Source organism: Aquirufa avitistagni (assembly GCF_042715545.1).
GTDB classification, from domain to species: Bacteria; Bacteroidota; Bacteroidia; order Cytophagales; family Spirosomataceae; genus Aquirufa; species Aquirufa avitistagni.
In genome coordinates, this window is the sequence record NZ_JBBKXZ010000001.1 from 3,355 (window position 1) to 20,145 (window position 16,791).

Annotated in this window: 12 protein-coding genes, 1 rRNA gene and 1 other annotated feature (1 of these 14 only partly in view); of the genes, 6 read left to right on the top strand and 7 right to left on the bottom strand. The window is 42.6% G+C overall.

Features of this window, described 5'->3' with window-relative positions; all coding sequences use genetic code 11:
- Positions 1–1,262, top strand: a sequence feature (mutual gap in cmsearch alignment for this rRNA model is longer than 100); it begins 1,669 nt to the left of the window's first position.
- A gap of 67 nt (positions 1,263–1,329) precedes the next feature.
- Together rrf and U0R10_RS00015 are read left to right on the top strand one after the other, a co-directional pair.
- A 5S ribosomal RNA gene (gene rrf, locus U0R10_RS00010) occupies positions 1,330–1,441 on the top strand.
- A gap of 290 nt (positions 1,442–1,731) precedes the next feature.
- Positions 1,732–3,177, top strand: a complete 1,446-nt coding sequence (locus U0R10_RS00015) for a hypothetical protein (RefSeq protein WP_377981624.1) — start codon at positions 1,732–1,734, stop codon at positions 3,175–3,177.
- On the opposite strand, the gene U0R10_RS00020 is transcribed toward U0R10_RS00015, so the two are convergent.
- The 4 genes from U0R10_RS00020 to U0R10_RS00035 are packed head-to-tail and all read right to left on the bottom strand — an operon-like array spanning position 3,166 to position 9,027.
- Positions 3,166–3,576: a Fur family transcriptional regulator gene (locus U0R10_RS00020; RefSeq protein WP_377981625.1), complete on the bottom strand. Its 411-nt coding sequence runs from the start codon at positions 3,574–3,576 to the stop codon at positions 3,166–3,168. The genes U0R10_RS00015 and U0R10_RS00020 overlap by 12 nt on opposite strands.
- Complete coding sequence (locus tag U0R10_RS00025) at positions 3,573–5,378, bottom strand: ABC transporter ATP-binding protein (protein WP_377981626.1); 1,806 nt, start codon at positions 5,376–5,378, stop codon at positions 3,573–3,575. The genes U0R10_RS00020 and U0R10_RS00025 overlap by 4 nt, the downstream gene beginning before the upstream one ends.
- A gap of 2 nt (positions 5,379–5,380) precedes the next feature.
- The gene (locus tag U0R10_RS00030; RefSeq protein WP_377981627.1) at positions 5,381–6,403 is read right to left on the bottom strand and encodes a gliding motility protein GldB-related protein; all 1,023 of its coding nucleotides are present in this window, start codon (positions 6,401–6,403) and stop codon (positions 5,381–5,383) included.
- Positions 6,403–9,027, bottom strand: coding sequence for a valine--tRNA ligase (locus U0R10_RS00035; protein ID WP_377981628.1), 2,625 nt, complete (start codon positions 9,025–9,027; stop codon positions 6,403–6,405). The genes U0R10_RS00030 and U0R10_RS00035 overlap by 1 nt, the downstream gene beginning before the upstream one ends.
- Before the next feature lie 113 nt (positions 9,028–9,140).
- Between U0R10_RS00035 and U0R10_RS00040 the strand changes: the two genes are divergently transcribed.
- Complete coding sequence (locus U0R10_RS00040; protein ID WP_377981629.1) at positions 9,141–9,572, top strand: sterol desaturase family protein; 432 nt, start codon at positions 9,141–9,143, stop codon at positions 9,570–9,572.
- 3 nt (positions 9,573–9,575) lie between these two features.
- Here the strand turns inward: U0R10_RS00040 and U0R10_RS00045 are convergent, their stop codons facing one another.
- From U0R10_RS00045 to U0R10_RS00055, 3 genes are read right to left on the bottom strand one after another with little or no spacing between them, the layout of a single operon-like run.
- Entirely contained in the window at positions 9,576–10,826 is a 1,251-nt protein-coding gene (locus U0R10_RS00045; RefSeq protein WP_377981630.1) for a sulfate adenylyltransferase subunit 1, read from the bottom strand.
- Between the two features lie 17 nt (positions 10,827–10,843).
- The gene (cysD, locus tag U0R10_RS00050) at positions 10,844–11,758 is read right to left on the bottom strand and encodes a sulfate adenylyltransferase subunit CysD (protein ID WP_377981631.1); all 915 of its coding nucleotides are present in this window, start codon (positions 11,756–11,758) and stop codon (positions 10,844–10,846) included.
- A 9-nt stretch (positions 11,759–11,767) separates the two neighbouring features.
- Entirely contained in the window at positions 11,768–12,460 is a 693-nt protein-coding gene (locus U0R10_RS00055) for a phosphoadenylyl-sulfate reductase (protein WP_377981632.1), read from the bottom strand.
- A gap of 93 nt (positions 12,461–12,553) precedes the next feature.
- On the opposite strand from U0R10_RS00055, the gene U0R10_RS00060 reads away from it, so the two are divergent.
- The 3 genes from U0R10_RS00060 to U0R10_RS00070 all read left to right on the top strand — a co-directional run bounded on the left by U0R10_RS00060 (position 12,554) and on the right by U0R10_RS00070 (position 16,791).
- On the top strand, positions 12,554–13,264 hold the full coding sequence (locus tag U0R10_RS00060) for an AlbA family DNA-binding domain-containing protein (protein WP_377981633.1): 711 nt from the start codon (positions 12,554–12,556) through the stop codon (positions 13,262–13,264).
- Positions 13,261–14,625 carry a hypothetical protein gene (locus U0R10_RS00065; protein WP_377981634.1) on the top strand — a complete coding sequence of 455 codons (1,365 nt, stop codon included), beginning with the start codon at positions 13,261–13,263 and terminating at the stop codon, positions 14,623–14,625. Before U0R10_RS00060 ends, U0R10_RS00065 begins: the two co-directional genes overlap by 4 nt.
- 192 nt (positions 14,626–14,817) lie before the next feature.
- The gene (locus U0R10_RS00070) at positions 14,818–16,791 is read left to right on the top strand and encodes a KUP/HAK/KT family potassium transporter (protein WP_377981635.1); all 1,974 of its coding nucleotides are present in this window, start codon (positions 14,818–14,820) and stop codon (positions 16,789–16,791) included.

A 16,791-nucleotide genomic window follows, 5' to 3' on the forward strand; every position in this document is an offset into this window, starting at 1 on the left:
TAATAAGTAACCCGTACCGTAAACCGACACAGGTGGTCGAGAAGAATATTCTAAGGCGCTCGAGTGAATCACGGCTAAGGAACTCGGCAAATTAACCCTGTAACTTCGGGATAAAGGGAGCCACGAGCAATCGTGGCCGCAGAGAAATGGCCCAGGCGACTGTTTAACAAAAACACATGGCTTTGCTAAATCGAAAGATGACGTATAAGGCCTGACACCTGCCCGGTGCTGGAAGGTTAAGGGGGGATGTTAGCCGCAAGGCGAAGCATTGAACTGAAGCCCCAGTAAACGGCGGCCGTAACTATAACGGTCCTAAGGTAGCGAAATTCCTTGTCGGGTAAGTTCCGACCTGCACGAATGGTGTAACGATCTGGGCACTGTCTCAGCCGTGAGCTCGGTGAAATTGTAGTAACGGTGAAGATGCCGTTTACCCGCAACGGGACGGAAAGACCCCATGAACCTTTACTATAGCTTAGCATTGAGTTTTGGTACTGGATGTGTAGGATAGGTGGGAGGCTGTGAGCCGGTGTCGCTAGGCATCGGGGAGCCAACGTTGAAATACCACCCTTCTTGTACTGGAATTCTAATCCCCAAAGGGGAGACATTGCTTGGTGGGTAGTTTGACTGGGGTGGTCGCCTCCAAAAGAGTAACGGAGGCTTTCAAAGGTTCCCTCAGCACGCTTGGTAACCGTGCGTAGAGTGCAATAGCAAAAGGGAGCTTGACTGTGAGACCGACAAGTCGATCAGGTACGAAAGTAGGATATAGTGATCCGGTGGTTTAGTATGGAACAGCCATCGCTCAAAGGATAAAAGGTACTCTGGGGATAACAGGCTGATCTCCCCCAAGAGCTCACATCGACGGGGAGGTTTGGCACCTCGATGTCGGCTCGTCACATCCTGGGGCTGGAGAAGGTCCCAAGGGTTCGGCTGTTCGCCGATTAAAGTGGCACGCGAGCTGGGTTCAGAACGTCGTGAGACAGTTCGGTCCCTATCTGTTGTGGGCGTAGGAATATTGACAGGTTCTGACTTTAGTACGAGAGGACCGAGTTGGACTGACCGCTGGTATATCAGTTGTTCTGCCAAGGGCATAGCTGAGTAGCCACGTCGGGACCAGATAAGCGCTGAAAGCATCTAAGTGCGAAACTGACCTGAAGATGAGTATTCCATGAAGGGTCCGTGTAGACGACACGGTCGATAGGCTACAGATGTAAAGGCAGTAATGTCAAAGTCGAGTAGTACTAATTACCCGAAAGCTTACATTTTATTAATTTACACACTGCTGTTTATTTTATCTCACAATATGGAAAAAGGCTAAGACCTTGTAAAAAGTATGGAGCCGATAGGACGGGTGTTCACCTCTTCCCATCTCGAACAGAGAAGTTAAGCCCCGCACCGCTGATGATACTGGGATCAAACCCGGGAAAGTAAGTAAGCTCCAAGTTATTTATGAAAGACCGCCTCGTAAGAGAGCGGTTTTTTTATGCCCCAAAAAGTCGCTAGTCACTAGTCGCTAGTCGTCAGTCCGGAGGGAATGAGTCCGGAGGAGATTAGTCCGAAGGGAGATAGTCCGAAGGGAACATAAAGCTCTTACTTCTCACCTCTTACCTCTTACCTCTTACCTCTCCTCCGGACTCATTCCCTCCGGACTATACACTGGTTACTGACCACTGACTACTAACCACTGTCTACTACTTCCCACTCTTTTCCTTATCTTTTCCTTATCTTTGTCAAATGCTTCGCAATTACATTACTGTCCTGCTATGTCTTTTGGCGCCCCTCGTATATGGCGGGCCATTCGCACATTTTCTTAATCCCATTACCAAGCAAGCAAATCGGATCGACTTTGGTACCAAAACGCACCAAACGCTCATTGATAAAAAACATTGGGTAGAAACAGGACCCATCGCCATTGATTCATTTTCCATTTCTGAAATTCGAAAGGAATCTGAATTCAAAACAATTGCGACAAACACACCGAATCAATTCATTCTATTTCTAGAATGCACCAATCAAGTCTTTAGTCTTGATCTGAATGCCAAAACGATTAAAAGGCTTGACCGTACGTATTTTCGTGGTGATAATTGTGGATCATATAGTTTTATTCGTAAAGGCCAATACTATCAGGTGGGTGGATATGGATTTTGGGAAACAAACAACCACATTACCTATTTTGATCCCCAGATAAAAGAATGGGAAGGCGTTTCTGTCAGTGGAGATGTCCCCACCGCAATTTACCGAGGTTACACTGCCTACCTCCCCGAGCAAGACAAATTGATTACCATATCCAATTTTTCGAACGACATTAGTCAGAATTTTGGTAGTCTTGATTTAATGAATGACATATTCGAGTTCTCCTTTGCCACGAGAACATGGAAAAATTTAGGTCAAATTTCACATCCTTATCTGAAAGATGTATTCAGTAAACTACCTATCGATAGCCGCGTTCGCGTCCTATATACCGGAAAATATTTTGTGCTCTTCCCACTAGGGTCTAAAGGACATGTCACCATCACATTTATCGACCCTCGGGACCTACGTATTTATGAATACGAAGATATCAATATGGAATTTTCGCGATTCCCTTTCTTCAGTATGACCGTAGAGAAACCCAATATTTTTTTCCATAATGAATGGGTTTTAGGGACCAAATATTCGAATGATATGCATCTTGCCAATGAATCAAAGTTGGTCAATCTGCATGAAATCGTCAAAAAAGCTAAATTCCTCGGATACCTAACAGACAAACCGTGGTATCAGACTAATTGGTTTTATGCCTTCATTATGTTACTAGTAGCCGCCTTATGCTTCTGGACAGTAATGAAGTTATTTGGCAAAACTAATAGTTCCAATGCGCAAAAACCTGTCATTACTCCACAAATAGGAGGTCATTTTGATGAGGTACAGTTAGCCCTTTTAAACCAATTTTTAAAGGAAAGTGCGCAAGCAGGTCTCGATGTAGAGCATGTTAATGAGATTTTAGGGATTACTCAATTAGGGGCCGACACGCAGCGATTCCGCAGGTCAACAGTCATCAAAGAACTTAACTCGAAATTAACCATAATCACCGGAGAGAAAAACGCCATTTTACGCGTAAGCTCCCAACTGGATAAACGTCAGAAACGGTATATGCTACATGATCAGGTGAAAGACTTTGTCAAAAAAGAACTATCCCTGTAAACTACACGGCTTACAGATACCTTGAATCAATAAATTACTCTCCTGCTTAATAAAGTGTTCCGGTAATGGAATATTTGGGATATGCACCGTTTCCAAACACGTGGTCTGCCCACATTGGATACATTTGAAATGCACATGATCATGCTGGTGACCCTCATGCTGACAAACTGTTTTGCACAAAGCATATTTAATACTACCCTGATCATCTAAAACCTTATGGATCATTCCAGATGTCAAGAAGGTTTTTAATGTTCTGTAAATGGTAACCCGATCAAAATGCGATAACAAATGTTGCTCAATATCTCCCTGACTTAAGGCATATCCAGCATCCTCAAATGCGCGTAACACCGCCTCTCGGCATGGGGTATTTCGTAACGAAAAAGCAGCTAATTTTGTCATCCTAAATGTTCTGTTTGTAACGATACCATTTTACGGTAAACACTTTGCTTCTTTGCAAGCAGTTCCTCATGCGTTCCAGCCTCTACAATTTTGCCCGACTCCATCACGATAATTTGATCCGCTGAACGAATCGTCGACAACCGATGCGCAATGATTAAACTTGTCCTATTTTTCATTAATTCCTCTAAGGCCGACTGTACCCATTTTTCGGATTCAGAGTCCAAGGCACTTGTAGCTTCGTCCAACAATAAAAACTTAGGATCCTTTAATATGGCTCGCGCAATCGCAATCCGCTGGCGCTGGCCACCAGACAATTTAACGCCGCGCTCACCCACCAACGTATCCCATTTCTCCGGGAACGACTCAATAAATTCACGGGCATACGCCTGCTCTGCCGCACGTTCAATTTCAGCTTGTGTAGCACCTGGTTTGCCATAGGCAATATTTTCACGGATACTTCCTCCAAATAATAATACTTCCTGAGGTACAAGGGCCAACATCTTTCGCCACGCATTTACCGAATACGCATTGATATTCGTGCCATTTAATTCAATTTCACCTGAATTAGGCTCATAGAAGCGCATCATTAATTGAGCCAATGTCGATTTCCCCGTTCCAGAAGTACCCACAATCGCTACCTTTTGACCCGGTTCAATACGTATCGAAATTCCCTTCAAAATTTCCACCGAAGGCCTGCTCGGATACGAAAAGTGTATGTTTTTGAGCTCTATGGTGCCAAATTCAATCGAAGCCTCCTTAGCTTCATCAGCTAAATGTACCTCAGAAGGATCCTCCAATATTTCCAATATACGATCTGATGCACCTATCGTTTTTTGTAATTGCGCATAAATATCACCTAAGCCACCCACGGATCCTCCAATAAACGCCGTGTAAAATATAAAGGTTAACAAATCCGCTAAGATCATATCCCCCTGAGCAACCAATTGAGCGCCATACCAAACAACCCCGACAATCCCACCAAACAAGGCAAAAATCACAAAACTCACAAAAGCTCCACGCATCGTGGCCGCCTTTAATGCCGCCTCAATAACCTTATTTAACGATTGTGTATATCGGTTCACTTCATACGACTCATTCGTGAAGGACTTAACCGCTTGAATTGATTGAAATGTTTCCTCCACAATGATGTTAGTTTCAGCTAATTCATCTTGTGACTTTTTCGAGATCTTGCGAATAAACTTGCCAAAAACGATAGCAGCAATAACCAAGACAGGGAAGGTGGCCAACATGAATAGTGTCAACTTCCATGATAAATACGTGATTAAAGCAATACCGCCAATTAACGTGAATATCTGACGAAAAAATTCGGCCAATGTTATTGACAGTACATCCTGCAATTGCGTGATATCCGATGTGATTCGACTCATCAATTCCCCCACACGCCGTTTTTCAAAATGAAAAATAGGCATGGTGATGATTTTCGCATACAACGTTTGACGAACATCCCGCATCGATTTTTCTGAAACTTGCGCAAATGTGTAAATACGTATAAACGATAAGATAGCCTGCACAATCAAAATGGCAAAGAAGAAAATAGTCACTTCATTAATCAAGTACTTGGATTTTCCTTCTATCACCTTTGTCATTTCCCCAATCAACAAAGGGAAACTCATCGTCGTTAAATTCGACAGCAACAAGAACATCATCCCAAAACCAAATGTCCATTTGTATGGAATGACAAAGCGGAATATTTTCAAGGCCTTTTCTAAGCCCTTCTTGTCTACCTTGACTTTATCTTTGGGATCAACTCCCGCACCCATTTTCTCGTGTCGTTTTGCCATGCCTAATTACTCGTTAATGGCTCACCTCGGTAGGCCGACTTTAAAAATATGCGATTAAAATCCTGATCTGCCATAATTTTTGATATGCTGAGCTTTGGATTAGCGGCCCAATAATGCTGTACAATCGTATAGCCGACCCAACGACCGATTGAACCTGGACATGCTGGACCAATTTCTGGTGTTTTAGGCCGCTCACCCAAATACTTACTTTTAATTAATTCCTCTTTATTGAACAATAACTTCTTATCAATAAAATGCTCCCAAACTTGTTTCTGAAAGGCATTTGTCTCCAGCAACTCTTGCGCCGTATAGCCAAACAGAAGGCTGTCGGAAACTTCAGGCACGATCGTTTTGGTAAACGCATAGCCCTTTCCATACCAAATCATGTCACTCAGCAAGGTGTGGTCTTCCTCATTTTGCTTATTTAAAAACGCAGAATATTGAAGCATAACTTGGCCTACTAACGCACGAGGTTCCAGTCGGCGCAATTGATAATCATACACATTTGGAGGTAGATACAAACCCTTTTTCCCCATGAAAAAATCCAAGCCAATCACGATCAGCGAATCCGTTACTTGCAGATGTTGGGCTGTAAATTCACTTCCCAATCCTCCGAATCCCGAAAAGACTGTTCTGATTTTTGGCGTCTTCATCCCAGGAAACTCCTTTTGCACACGCTGAAAAGCAATTTTCAACTCTTTCTCCAGCCGATCTCCTCCAAAGAAACTACTATCCTGGCTCTGATCGTAAAATTTTCTCAACGCAGGATTTTTGAATAGTTGGTATAAATCGCGCGCCAATAACGGTGTTTTTTCAGGCGGACAGCTGAAATAGCCAATCCCTAATTCCGGGTGTTTTTTGAGTATGGAATCAATCGCTGCTTCTGATGAAGCTAGTGCAATCGCTCGGTCCAATCGCTGCATGTCCCATTTGATATCAGGCAATGATGTGACTACTTCTTCTTCTTTTTTGGAAGAACAGGATGCTAAGCATAAACCGATAAATAGCCCAATCCAACGTTTCATTATCCCAAACGTGCTAAAAGTTCTTGCAACGATTTGATTTTATTCTCCGCATCAGATAGCTTTTGGCGCTCACGCTCCACTAAATCCCCTTTTGCATTTTGAACGAATTTTTCATTTGCCAATTTTGCCTCAACTGATTTCTTAAAGCCTAGCAAATAGTCCAATTCCTTTTGAGATTCGGCCTTTAAAACCGCCGGATCTTCATCGTTTGCCATCGGAACAAAGAACTGGTCCGACTTCACCACAAAGGTCTGCGCATCTGCAATCGGTTCTGTAATAAAACTAATCGATTCTAAATTGGCCAATTTTAACATGATGGCTTCAACTGCCGCATAGGCCACAGGTTGTTCTGATTTAATGCAAAGTGGTAAAGCTAATTTTGGTGATAATTGCTTCGAATTACGAATTTCTCGCACCTTCGTTACGACCTCAAAAACGACATCAAATTGCGCGACTAAAGCTTCGTCAACTTTGCCCGCTGCAGGGTACTCGGCTGTGCAAATAGTGCCTTTTTCGCTTCTATGGGCAATAGATTGCCAGATTTCCTCCGTGATGAATGGCATGTACGGATGCATTAAGCGCATTAAAGAATCAAATAATCCCAATGCCGCATGCAAGGTGTCTGCGTGAATTGGGCTTTGATAAGCTGGCTTAATGATCTCCAAATACTTACCGCAGAAATCATCCCACACCAAGTTGTAAATACTTAGCAATGCGTCTGAAATTCGGAACTTACTGAAGTGGTCTTGAACGTCAATAATCGTTTGGTTTAATTTGGATTCAAACCATGCGGTCGCCAACGTATGCTCTGGCAAAGATGCTCCAGGAACAACCTCCAAACCTTTTAACAGGCGGAATGCATTCCATATTTTATTCGAGAAGTTTCTTCCTTGCTCACATAATTTGTCATCGAACAACAAGTCATTTCCAGCAGGAGCCGAAAACAATAAACCTGAACGAACACCATCCGCACCAAAACGCTCAATTAACTCCAAAGGATCAGGTGAATTGCCGAGTGATTTGGACATTTTGCGTCCTTGTTTATCCCGAACAATACCGGTTAAATAGACATTTTTAAATGGCAATTCATCCCGCCATTCATATCCCGCCATAATCATACGAGCTACCCAGAAGAATAAAATATCGGGTCCCGTAACTAAATCATTGGTCGGGTAGTAGTAATTGATTTCCTCATTAGTAGGGTTTTCAATTCCGTCAAATACCGAAATTGGCCATAACCATGATGAAAACCATGTATCCAATACATCCGGATCTTGCGTCAAATCATCTTCGACCAAAGCGAATAATTGGTATTTATCTCGCGCAATACGCAAAGCTTCTTTTTTGTCTTTGGCCACAATCACTGTGCCATCTTCCATGTAAAATGCAGGGATTTGTTGGCCCCACCATAACTGCCTTGATATACACCAGTCACGCACATTTTCCATCCATGAACGGTACGTATTTTTGAATTTGGCAGGGTGTAATTGAATGTTGTCATTCATGACATTATCCAATGCTGGCTTTGCCAACTCTTCCATTTTCATGAACCATTGCAAGGATAATTTCGGTTCGATGACCGCACCTGTACGCTCGGAAGTCCCTACGGTCGATTTGTATTCGTCCGTTTTGACTAAATAACCTTCTGCGGTTAATTGCTTAAAGATACGTTTACGGGCTTCGAAACGATCAACGCCCACAAATAATACCGCCTTTTCATTTAATGTACCATCGTCATTCAAGATATCGATGACAGGTAATTTGTGTTTCAAGCCTAATTCGTAGTCATTTAAATCATGGGCAGGGGTTACTTTTAGGCAACCTGTTCCAAAATCCAGCGTCACATATTCATCTGGGATAATGCTGATTTCACGATCGATTAATGGAATACGCACCTTTTTTCCATGTAAATGAACATAGCGTTCGTCCGCTGGATTAACGCAAATGGCGGCATCGGCCATGATGGTTTCTGGTCGGGTTGTGGCAATCGTCACAAATCCAGAGCCGTCCACTAAAGGATATTGGATATGGTATAATTTGGCCTGAACATCTTTGTAAATCACTTCCTCGTCCGACAAAGCTGTTTTTCCCTGCGGATCCCAGTTGACCATTCGGACACCACGGTAAATCAAACCCTTGTTGTATAAACGTACAAAAGTGTCTATAACTGCCTCATACAAAGATGGTTCCATCGTAAAACGGGTACGATCCCAGTCACATGAAGCACCTAATTTCTTTAATTGGTCGAGGATAATTCCGCCGTATTTGTCCTTCCATTCGAAGGCATGTTTCAAGAATTCTTCGCGGGTAATGTCTTTTTTCTCAATGCCTTTTTCTTTCAGCATGGCTACGACCTTTGCTTCTGTGGCGATGGAGGCGTGGTCGGTTCCAGGGACCCAACAAGCCTCTTTGCCTTCCATGCGTGCTTTTCTGATTAAAACATCTTGAATCGTATTATTCAACATGTGCCCCATGTGCAACACCCCGGTGACATTGGGTGGCGGAATGACGATGGAATACGCTTCTTTTGCTGGGTTAGGTTTCGAAGCGAAGACCTTATTCTCCAACCAATAAGCGTACCATTTTTGTTCGATTTCCTGGGGGGCGTAATTTTTATCAATCATAAAAGCAATGCGGTCATTTATAGCCTACAAAGATAATTGAATTATGCCAAAGGAGGCGGTCGATTTTTAAAACAATTCCGTGTAATTTTGGGTTAAAATTCAAAAAGTTTCAAATGGGAATTCTCTTGTGGTTGGTTACTTTTATCGGAATGGAAGGCGTCGCGTGGTTGACGCATAAGTACATCATGCATGGTTTTATGTGGCACTGGCATCAGTCACATCATGTACATCATCATGATCCGGTTGAGAAAAACGATTTATTCTCGGTTGTTTTTGGTATTTCATCTACACTTACGATCATTGCAGGAGCTGAGATTCCTGAGCTTTGGCCCTTGTTTTATATCGGTTTAGGCATTGCGACTTACGGAATCTTCTATTTTATTTTCCACGACATTATCGTGCATCGTCGGATCAAAATTAAATACAAAGCGACGAGTCGGTACATGAAGCGCATTATGAAAGCGCATTATGTGCACCATGAAGTACATACGAAAGAAGGCGCACAGGCTTTTGGTTTCCTGTACGCCCCTAAGAAATTTCAATAAGTTTTATTGAACGAACCCTACGCCAACTGTTGAATTCGAAAATTCATCAATTAAAATAAAGGCCCCATTGGATGGGTTTTTTGCATACACATCTGCGCTAATCGGCTGTGCCGTACGCAACGCAATGCGCCCAATTTCATTCAGCTTCAGCGAGTCAACTCCTTCCGTAGCTGTCTGTGCAACAACGTCCAAACGTTCTGTGATTTGCGAAATTTTAGCTTTGGTGATGTTAATGCCGTGCTGTAATAAATACGTTTTACCTGGAGTAAGTGCTTGGTGATCAAGCCAACAAACCTGTGCCGAAAAATCTTTCAATTGCGGTGCAGCGGATTCGTTGGCCAAAACAATCGTATTCCCACGTGAAATATCGATGTCGGTAGACAAAGTAATCACCACCGAATCGCCAGCGATGGCAGTCGATAATTTTGTTTCAAATTTTTCGATCGTCGCAATGGTGCTCTCTTGGCCCGTGGGTAATACGCGAATCGCATCGCCAACTTGGAACGTACCTGAACTTATTTTACCTGCGTAACCACGGAAATCGTGGTAGGCTTCGGTCATGGGTCTAACGACAAACTGTACCGGAAAACGAGCTGGAGCATGTGCCAATGTCTCCGCATATTCAAAAGCCTCTAACTCGCCTAATAAGGTATTTCCTGAAAACCAAGGCATGTGTTCTGCTTTGGTAGTTATATTTTGACCGTATAATGATGAGATGGGCAGGAAACAAACTTCTTGTCCTGCGAATGTTGTCTGTGCTACGAGTTCGGTTAAACTGGCTTTTATTTCCTCAAAAGTGGATTCTTGGTATTGAACCAAATCCATTTTGTTGATACAAATAATCACTTTGGGAATGCGCAGCATGGCCGCAATCGACAAGTGGCGTGCGGTTTGTTCGACTAATCCTTGACGCGCGTCCACTAGAATTAAGGAAACCTTGGCATTGGAAGCACCTGTTACCATGTTCCGGGTATATTCCACGTGCCCCGGGGTATCGGCAATGATGTATTTACGGGTAGGGGTAGAGAAATAAATATGCGCTACGTCGATGGTGATTCCTTGCTCGCGTTCTGCGATTAGGCCGTCCGTCAAAAGCGAAAGGTCTAAGAAATCAAGCCCTTTGCGTTTCGAAGCGGTTTCGAGTGCTTCAATTTTATCTTTGGTAATTGAGTTGGTCTCATATAATAAACGACCGATCAAGGTGCTTTTTCCGTCATCAACAGAACCGGCAGTTGCTATGCGTAATATATCCATTGTCTTTCTTCGCTTGATTAAAAATACCCCTGTTGTTTCCTTTTTTCCATCGCTGCTTCCGAACGTTTATCGTCGATGCGGGCGCCACGTTCCGAAATTTCGGCTGAAAGAATTTCTTCGATGATGATATCGATTTCGGTGGCATCGGAAGCAACCGCTGCGGTGCAGGTCATGTCGCCTACGGTGCGGAATCGAACTGTTGCTTCAAATGGAATCTCGTCTGCTTCTTTATTAAGGTGTTCGGAATCAGCCCAAAGCATGCCGTCACGCTCAATTACTTGACGTTTGTGCGAAAAATAGATGGATGGAATTTCCATTTTTTCTTCCTTGATGTAGTTCCAAACATCTAATTCGGTCCAGTTGGAGATCGGGAAAACGCGAACATTTTCACCTACGGCAATACGGCCATTCAGCATGTCAAATAATTCGGGGCGTTGGCGTTTCGCATCCCATTGTCCGAAGTCGTCGCGAACAGAGAAGATCCGTTCTTTGGCGCGAGCTTTTTCTTCGTCACGGCGTGCGCCGCCAATACATGCATCAAATTTAAATTCTTCAATCGTATCTAACAGCGTTACGGTTTGCAAGACATTTCGTGAGGCATATTTGCCTGTTTCTTCTTTGGCTTTCCCTTGGTCGATCGAATCTTGCACATAACGTACAATTAATTCGGCCCCAGTTTCTTTGGCTAACCAATCGCGAAATTCGATTGTTTCTGGAAAGTTGTGGCCTGTGTCAATGTGCACGAGCGGGAATGGAATTTTACCTGGAAAGAATGCCTTTTGGGCTAAACGAACCAGCGTAATGGAATCTTTTCCACCTGAAAAAAGCAACGCAGGGCGTTCAAATTGTGCCGCAACCTCACGCATAATGTATATGGACTCATCTTCAAGCTGACGCGGGAAATGGCCGATTTTATCTTGGTACGTATTCATAAACAACTATTAGGCGTGTAAACCACATTCTTTTTGTGAATTCTCCCACCACCAGCGACCTGCGCGGGGATGTTCACCTTCACTGATCGCACGCGTGCATGGCGCACATCCGATCGATACAAACCCTTTTTTATGTAGTGGGTTTTGGGGTATTTTATGTTCAGTTAAGTATTTTTCAAGGGTTTCAAAAGACCAATCAATCAGTGGATTGATTTTATATAGGTTCTTCTGCGCATCCCACTCAATCATGGGCATGTCCGCCCGATTCTCTGATTGTTCGGCGCGCAACCCAGTAATCCACACATCTGCACCTTGAAGTGCTCGGTTTAAAGGTTCAATTTTGCGTATGAAACAACATTCCTTCCGGTTTTCGACCGATGCGTAGAAAGAGTTAAACCCTTTTTTAGCTACGAGTTCTTCCACGGCAGCTGTTTGCGGGAAAAAGGTGGTCAGGTTGAATCCTAATTTTTTGACTGTTAGGTCGATGAGTTCATAGGACTCTTGAAATTGCCGACCGGTATCTAACGTAAAAATTTCTATGGCTAATTTTTGCGAAGCGATTGCGTAGGTAATCGCTTGGTCTTCTTGTCCAAATGAGGTGGAAAATACCAATTTTTTACCTTGAAAAAGAAGTGCGATTTGGGCAAGTCTTTCGTCAAGAGATAAAGGAAGGATGGATTTTTCGAAATTTTCCGGGATCATTTACTAAAATTTTGACAAAGATATACAAAGTCTATTGAATTGCTATACTAAGTAAAATAAAATGTGAATGTTTTAAAACTTTGTTAAATTGAAATGAGTTTTACTACCATGCGCACAGGGAATGAAATTTTGTTGGATGAAGTGTCTGGAGAAGACGCAGATCTATTTTTGGATTTGCGCAATCTGAAGCATTTGGTTCGCCATGGCGAGGGGCAGCGGTTGGAGTTTAAGATGAAGGTAAAGTTCCCAGAAAAGATTATCAAAGAGTTGGTTGCTTTTGCGAATTCAGATGGCGGTCATTTATTTGTGGGCGTATCTGATGAAGGCCACATTGAAGGTTCTAAGTTTGTGGAGGAAGATCAGTTTTTGTTGGAAAAAGCAATAAATACCTACTGTTTTCCTGCATTCACCTATAATGTATACCGTATTCCTTTGGAGAATGGACGTTCCGTCTTGGTGTATCACGTCTTTGAAAGTGTGGATAAGCCTCATTTTGTGCAGTTGGAATCAGACTCTAATCCAGTTTGCTATGTGCGGGTCAAGGATAGGACGGTGAAAGCAAGTAAAGAAATGAAGCAAATTTTACGTCGTGAGCATGATCCGGGATTAACGTTTGCTTATGGAGATTCCGAGAAATGGTTAATGGAGTATTTACGCGAAAATGAGGTGATTACATTAGCTGAATTTGCCTTAAAATCGGGATTGCCTATATGGCTAGCGTCGCGTAAATTAGTCTTGCTTGTGCTGGGGCGTGTCTTGCGGATTGAGCCGGGAGAACAACATGATATGTATTTTTTACGATGAAAAAAGGCTGGATATTCGTTTCAATTTTAGCGTTTGCCTGTTCGAAAGAGGCTACGGATCCGGGTGTTACGCCAGCGCCTCAATCCAAGGTAATTGCGTCGTTTGATGCATTGCAGGATAAATTTTTAACGCCAAGTTGTGCGACATCTGGATGCCATTTTTCGGAGAAAGATGCCAGCTTTGCTCAGCATAAGCTCATCTTGGTTAAGGGGAAAGCATATGCTAATTTAGTAGGCGTGCCCTCTGTCAATGCGGCGGCCTTGGCTCGGTCTATTCCGCGTGTTAAGAAGTTTGCTTCGAATGAAAGTTTATTTTTTCACAAGTTAAATTGGGATTTGGCGCATCATGGTTTAGTTAATTATGGTGCTCCCATGCCGTTGGGTGGCAAGCCAATTAGTAAAGGCCAACTCTCATTTGTTCAAAAATGGATTGATGCAGGTGCGCCGCTCGCGGGTGAAGTGGCGGATCCTACCTTGTTAGATGATCAAACACCTAGTTTTGTTGAGGATGCAAATTTCATACCACTGCCTTCTCCATCCGAAGAAGGTAAAGCGGGCGTCCAGTTAAAGGTTGAGCGCTTTGTTGTCCCTCCAAATTTTGAGCGCGAACTTTTTGTGCGCAGACCCTTGAATAACGCCGCACCCGTGTATGTATCCCGGATTAAATTAAAATCCCGGTCGAATAGCCATCACATGGTTATTTATGATTTTAGGAATAAATCGGTGCTCCCTAAAGAAGATGAGATTCGTGATTTAAGAAATTTAGACAACTCTCTAAACATATTGACATTTTTGCAAATGTCTAATCACATTTTTTTAGGCGGTGGTACGGATCCAAATTCAGATTACACGTTCCCAGCAGGTATGGCGCTTCAATTGCCCGCCAATGCTTCGGTGGATTTGAACCCACATTATTTTAATCGAACGAAGGAGCCACTTTATGGGGAAAATTATGTGAACCTATATACAGTACCTGCGGATCAAGTCAAAAAAGTAGTTCAAATGATTGATTTTGGTGTTACTAATTTTACGCTTCCGGCTAAGCAGACGACTACGATAACGCGTGATTTTAAATTTGACAAAGATGTGGTGGTGGTTTCCCTAACATCTCATTTTCATGCAAAGGGTAAGTTGTTTCAAATACGTATAAAAGGTGGAGCGAGAAACGGTGAGATTATTTACGAAAACACCGATTGGGAGCACCCTAAGGTAATTAACTACGAAGTCCCCATCAATCTACAAGCCGGTGAAGGCTTAACTTCTGTTGTTACGTATGTCAATGATACAGCGAAAGACATCAACTTTGGTCTCACGTCAGAAGACGAAATGAATATCATTTTCGGGTATTACTATACGCGCTAAACTCCATGCCATCAGGCTTTTGATTAAAAATTTTTGATCCTTATTTGATATCAAAAACATTGAACTATATTTGCCTCCACTTCTTGAAATATTTCAAGAAAATGGTATGAAATAGTACAATTTTGGGCATTTTTTGCACTCTTACGTTAAAGCATTTTTATTTGAAAATACGTTTACTACCCTTTTAGTTAAATGGAACACAAACACAAGAATAAAATGACGGCTGCCGGCCTTTTGGTAGCCATGGGGATCATTTATGGGGATATCGGAACATCTCCGCTCTACGTAATGCAGGCCATCATTGGCGACAACCCAATCAATGAGTTAACGGTCTTAGGTGGTTTATCTTGTATCTTCTGGACATTGACTTTGCAGACTACATTGAAATATGTAATCTTAATCTTGCGCGCAGACAACAAGGGTGAAGGTGGAATATTTGCACTTTTCGCATTGGTTCGGAGGCATGCCAAATGGTTAACTTTACCTGCCATCATCGGTGGGGCCACGCTTTTAGCTGATGGTATCATTACGCCTCCCATTTCAGTTTCTTCAGCGGTGGAAGGTCTGCGTATGTTGCATCATGCGGATGGAACGCCATTTGTGACGGATACGGTACCTATTGTGATCGTTATTTTATCTTGTTTATTCTTATTTCAAATTCTAGGAACGAAAATAGTTGGTAAATTTTTTGGTCCGGTTATGTTGGCTTGGTTCGGAATGTTAGCTTTTACTGGTATACTCGGTATCGAAAATGATTGGTCTATTTTACGGGCTATCAATCCAACATATGCTTGGGAGTTATTGACGACGCATCAGTCCGGAACGGCGGGTTTCTGGAGTTTAGGAGCTGTATTTTTGTGTACCACAGGAGCAGAAGCACTCTATTCTGATTTAGGGCATTGCGGTCGGGACAATATTCGTGTTTCGTGGATGTTTGTTAAGGTCGCTTTGTTACTTCAATATTTTGGACAAGGAGCTTGGTTATTGTCACATAATGGAACTTTATTGGGGGTTAAAAAGCCAATATTTGAATTGTTGAAATCTGAATTAGGGGTCCAATTTTTATTCTCCGGAATCATGTTGGCCACTGCCGCCGCCGTGATTGCATCGCAGGCCTTGATTTCAGGATCATTTACATTGATTTCTGAAGCCATCCGTTTGAACTTCTGGCCACGTGTTCGTTTGATTTATCCATCAGATCAAAAAGGTCAATTGTACGTTCCTTCCATTAATTTATTGCTTTGGATGGGTTGCGTAGGCGTTGTTTTGTGGTTCCGTGAATCGGCAAATATGGAAGCTGCCTATGGTTTGGCCATTACGATGACGATGTTAATGACAACTTCTCTGATGGCGTATTACTTGCATATCAAGAAAGTTGACATGTGGTGGATCTTATTATTTTTAGTGGTCTATGTTTCTTTAGAAGGTGCTTTCTTAGTTGCAAATCTCCAAAAGTTCTGGCATGGTGGTTATGTTTCACTATTTATTGCCGGAGTAATCATCCTACTTATGTGGGTTTGGTTCCGTGCAACACGTATTAAGAAAAAATTAACCGAATATGAAAAGTTGGCCGACTACATCGAGCCGCTCAAAGAATTAAGTAAGGATGAAACAATTCCTAAATACGCAACTCACTTGGTCTTTATGTCCAATGCCGCGCGGGTGACGGATATTGAATCGAAGATTATCTATTCGATTTTTCAACGCCGACCGAAGAAAGCGGATATCTACTGGTTTGTTCACGTGGATACGATGGATGATCCATATACCATGGATTATAAAGTGACGGTGATTGAGCGTGACGATATTATTAAGGTGAATTTCAAATTAGGTTTCCGTGTGGAGCAACGCATTAATTTATACTTCCGTAAGGTTGTTGAGGAGATGGTGGCTAGAGGTGAAGTGGATATTACGTCACGTTATAAGTCATTAAATGAGCAAAATGTGATCGGTGATTTCCGATTTGTTGTCCTAGAGAAATTCTTATCTTATGATAACGAGATGCCATTTATGGATCGTTTGGTTATGAAAGCGCACTTCTTTGTGAAGCAGTTTACGCATTCGGAGGATAAGTATTTTGGTTTAGATAGTGATGCGGTGAAATTGGAAAAGGTACCTTTGATTATTAAGCCGATTACCAAGTGTAATCTTAAACGCATCGACTAG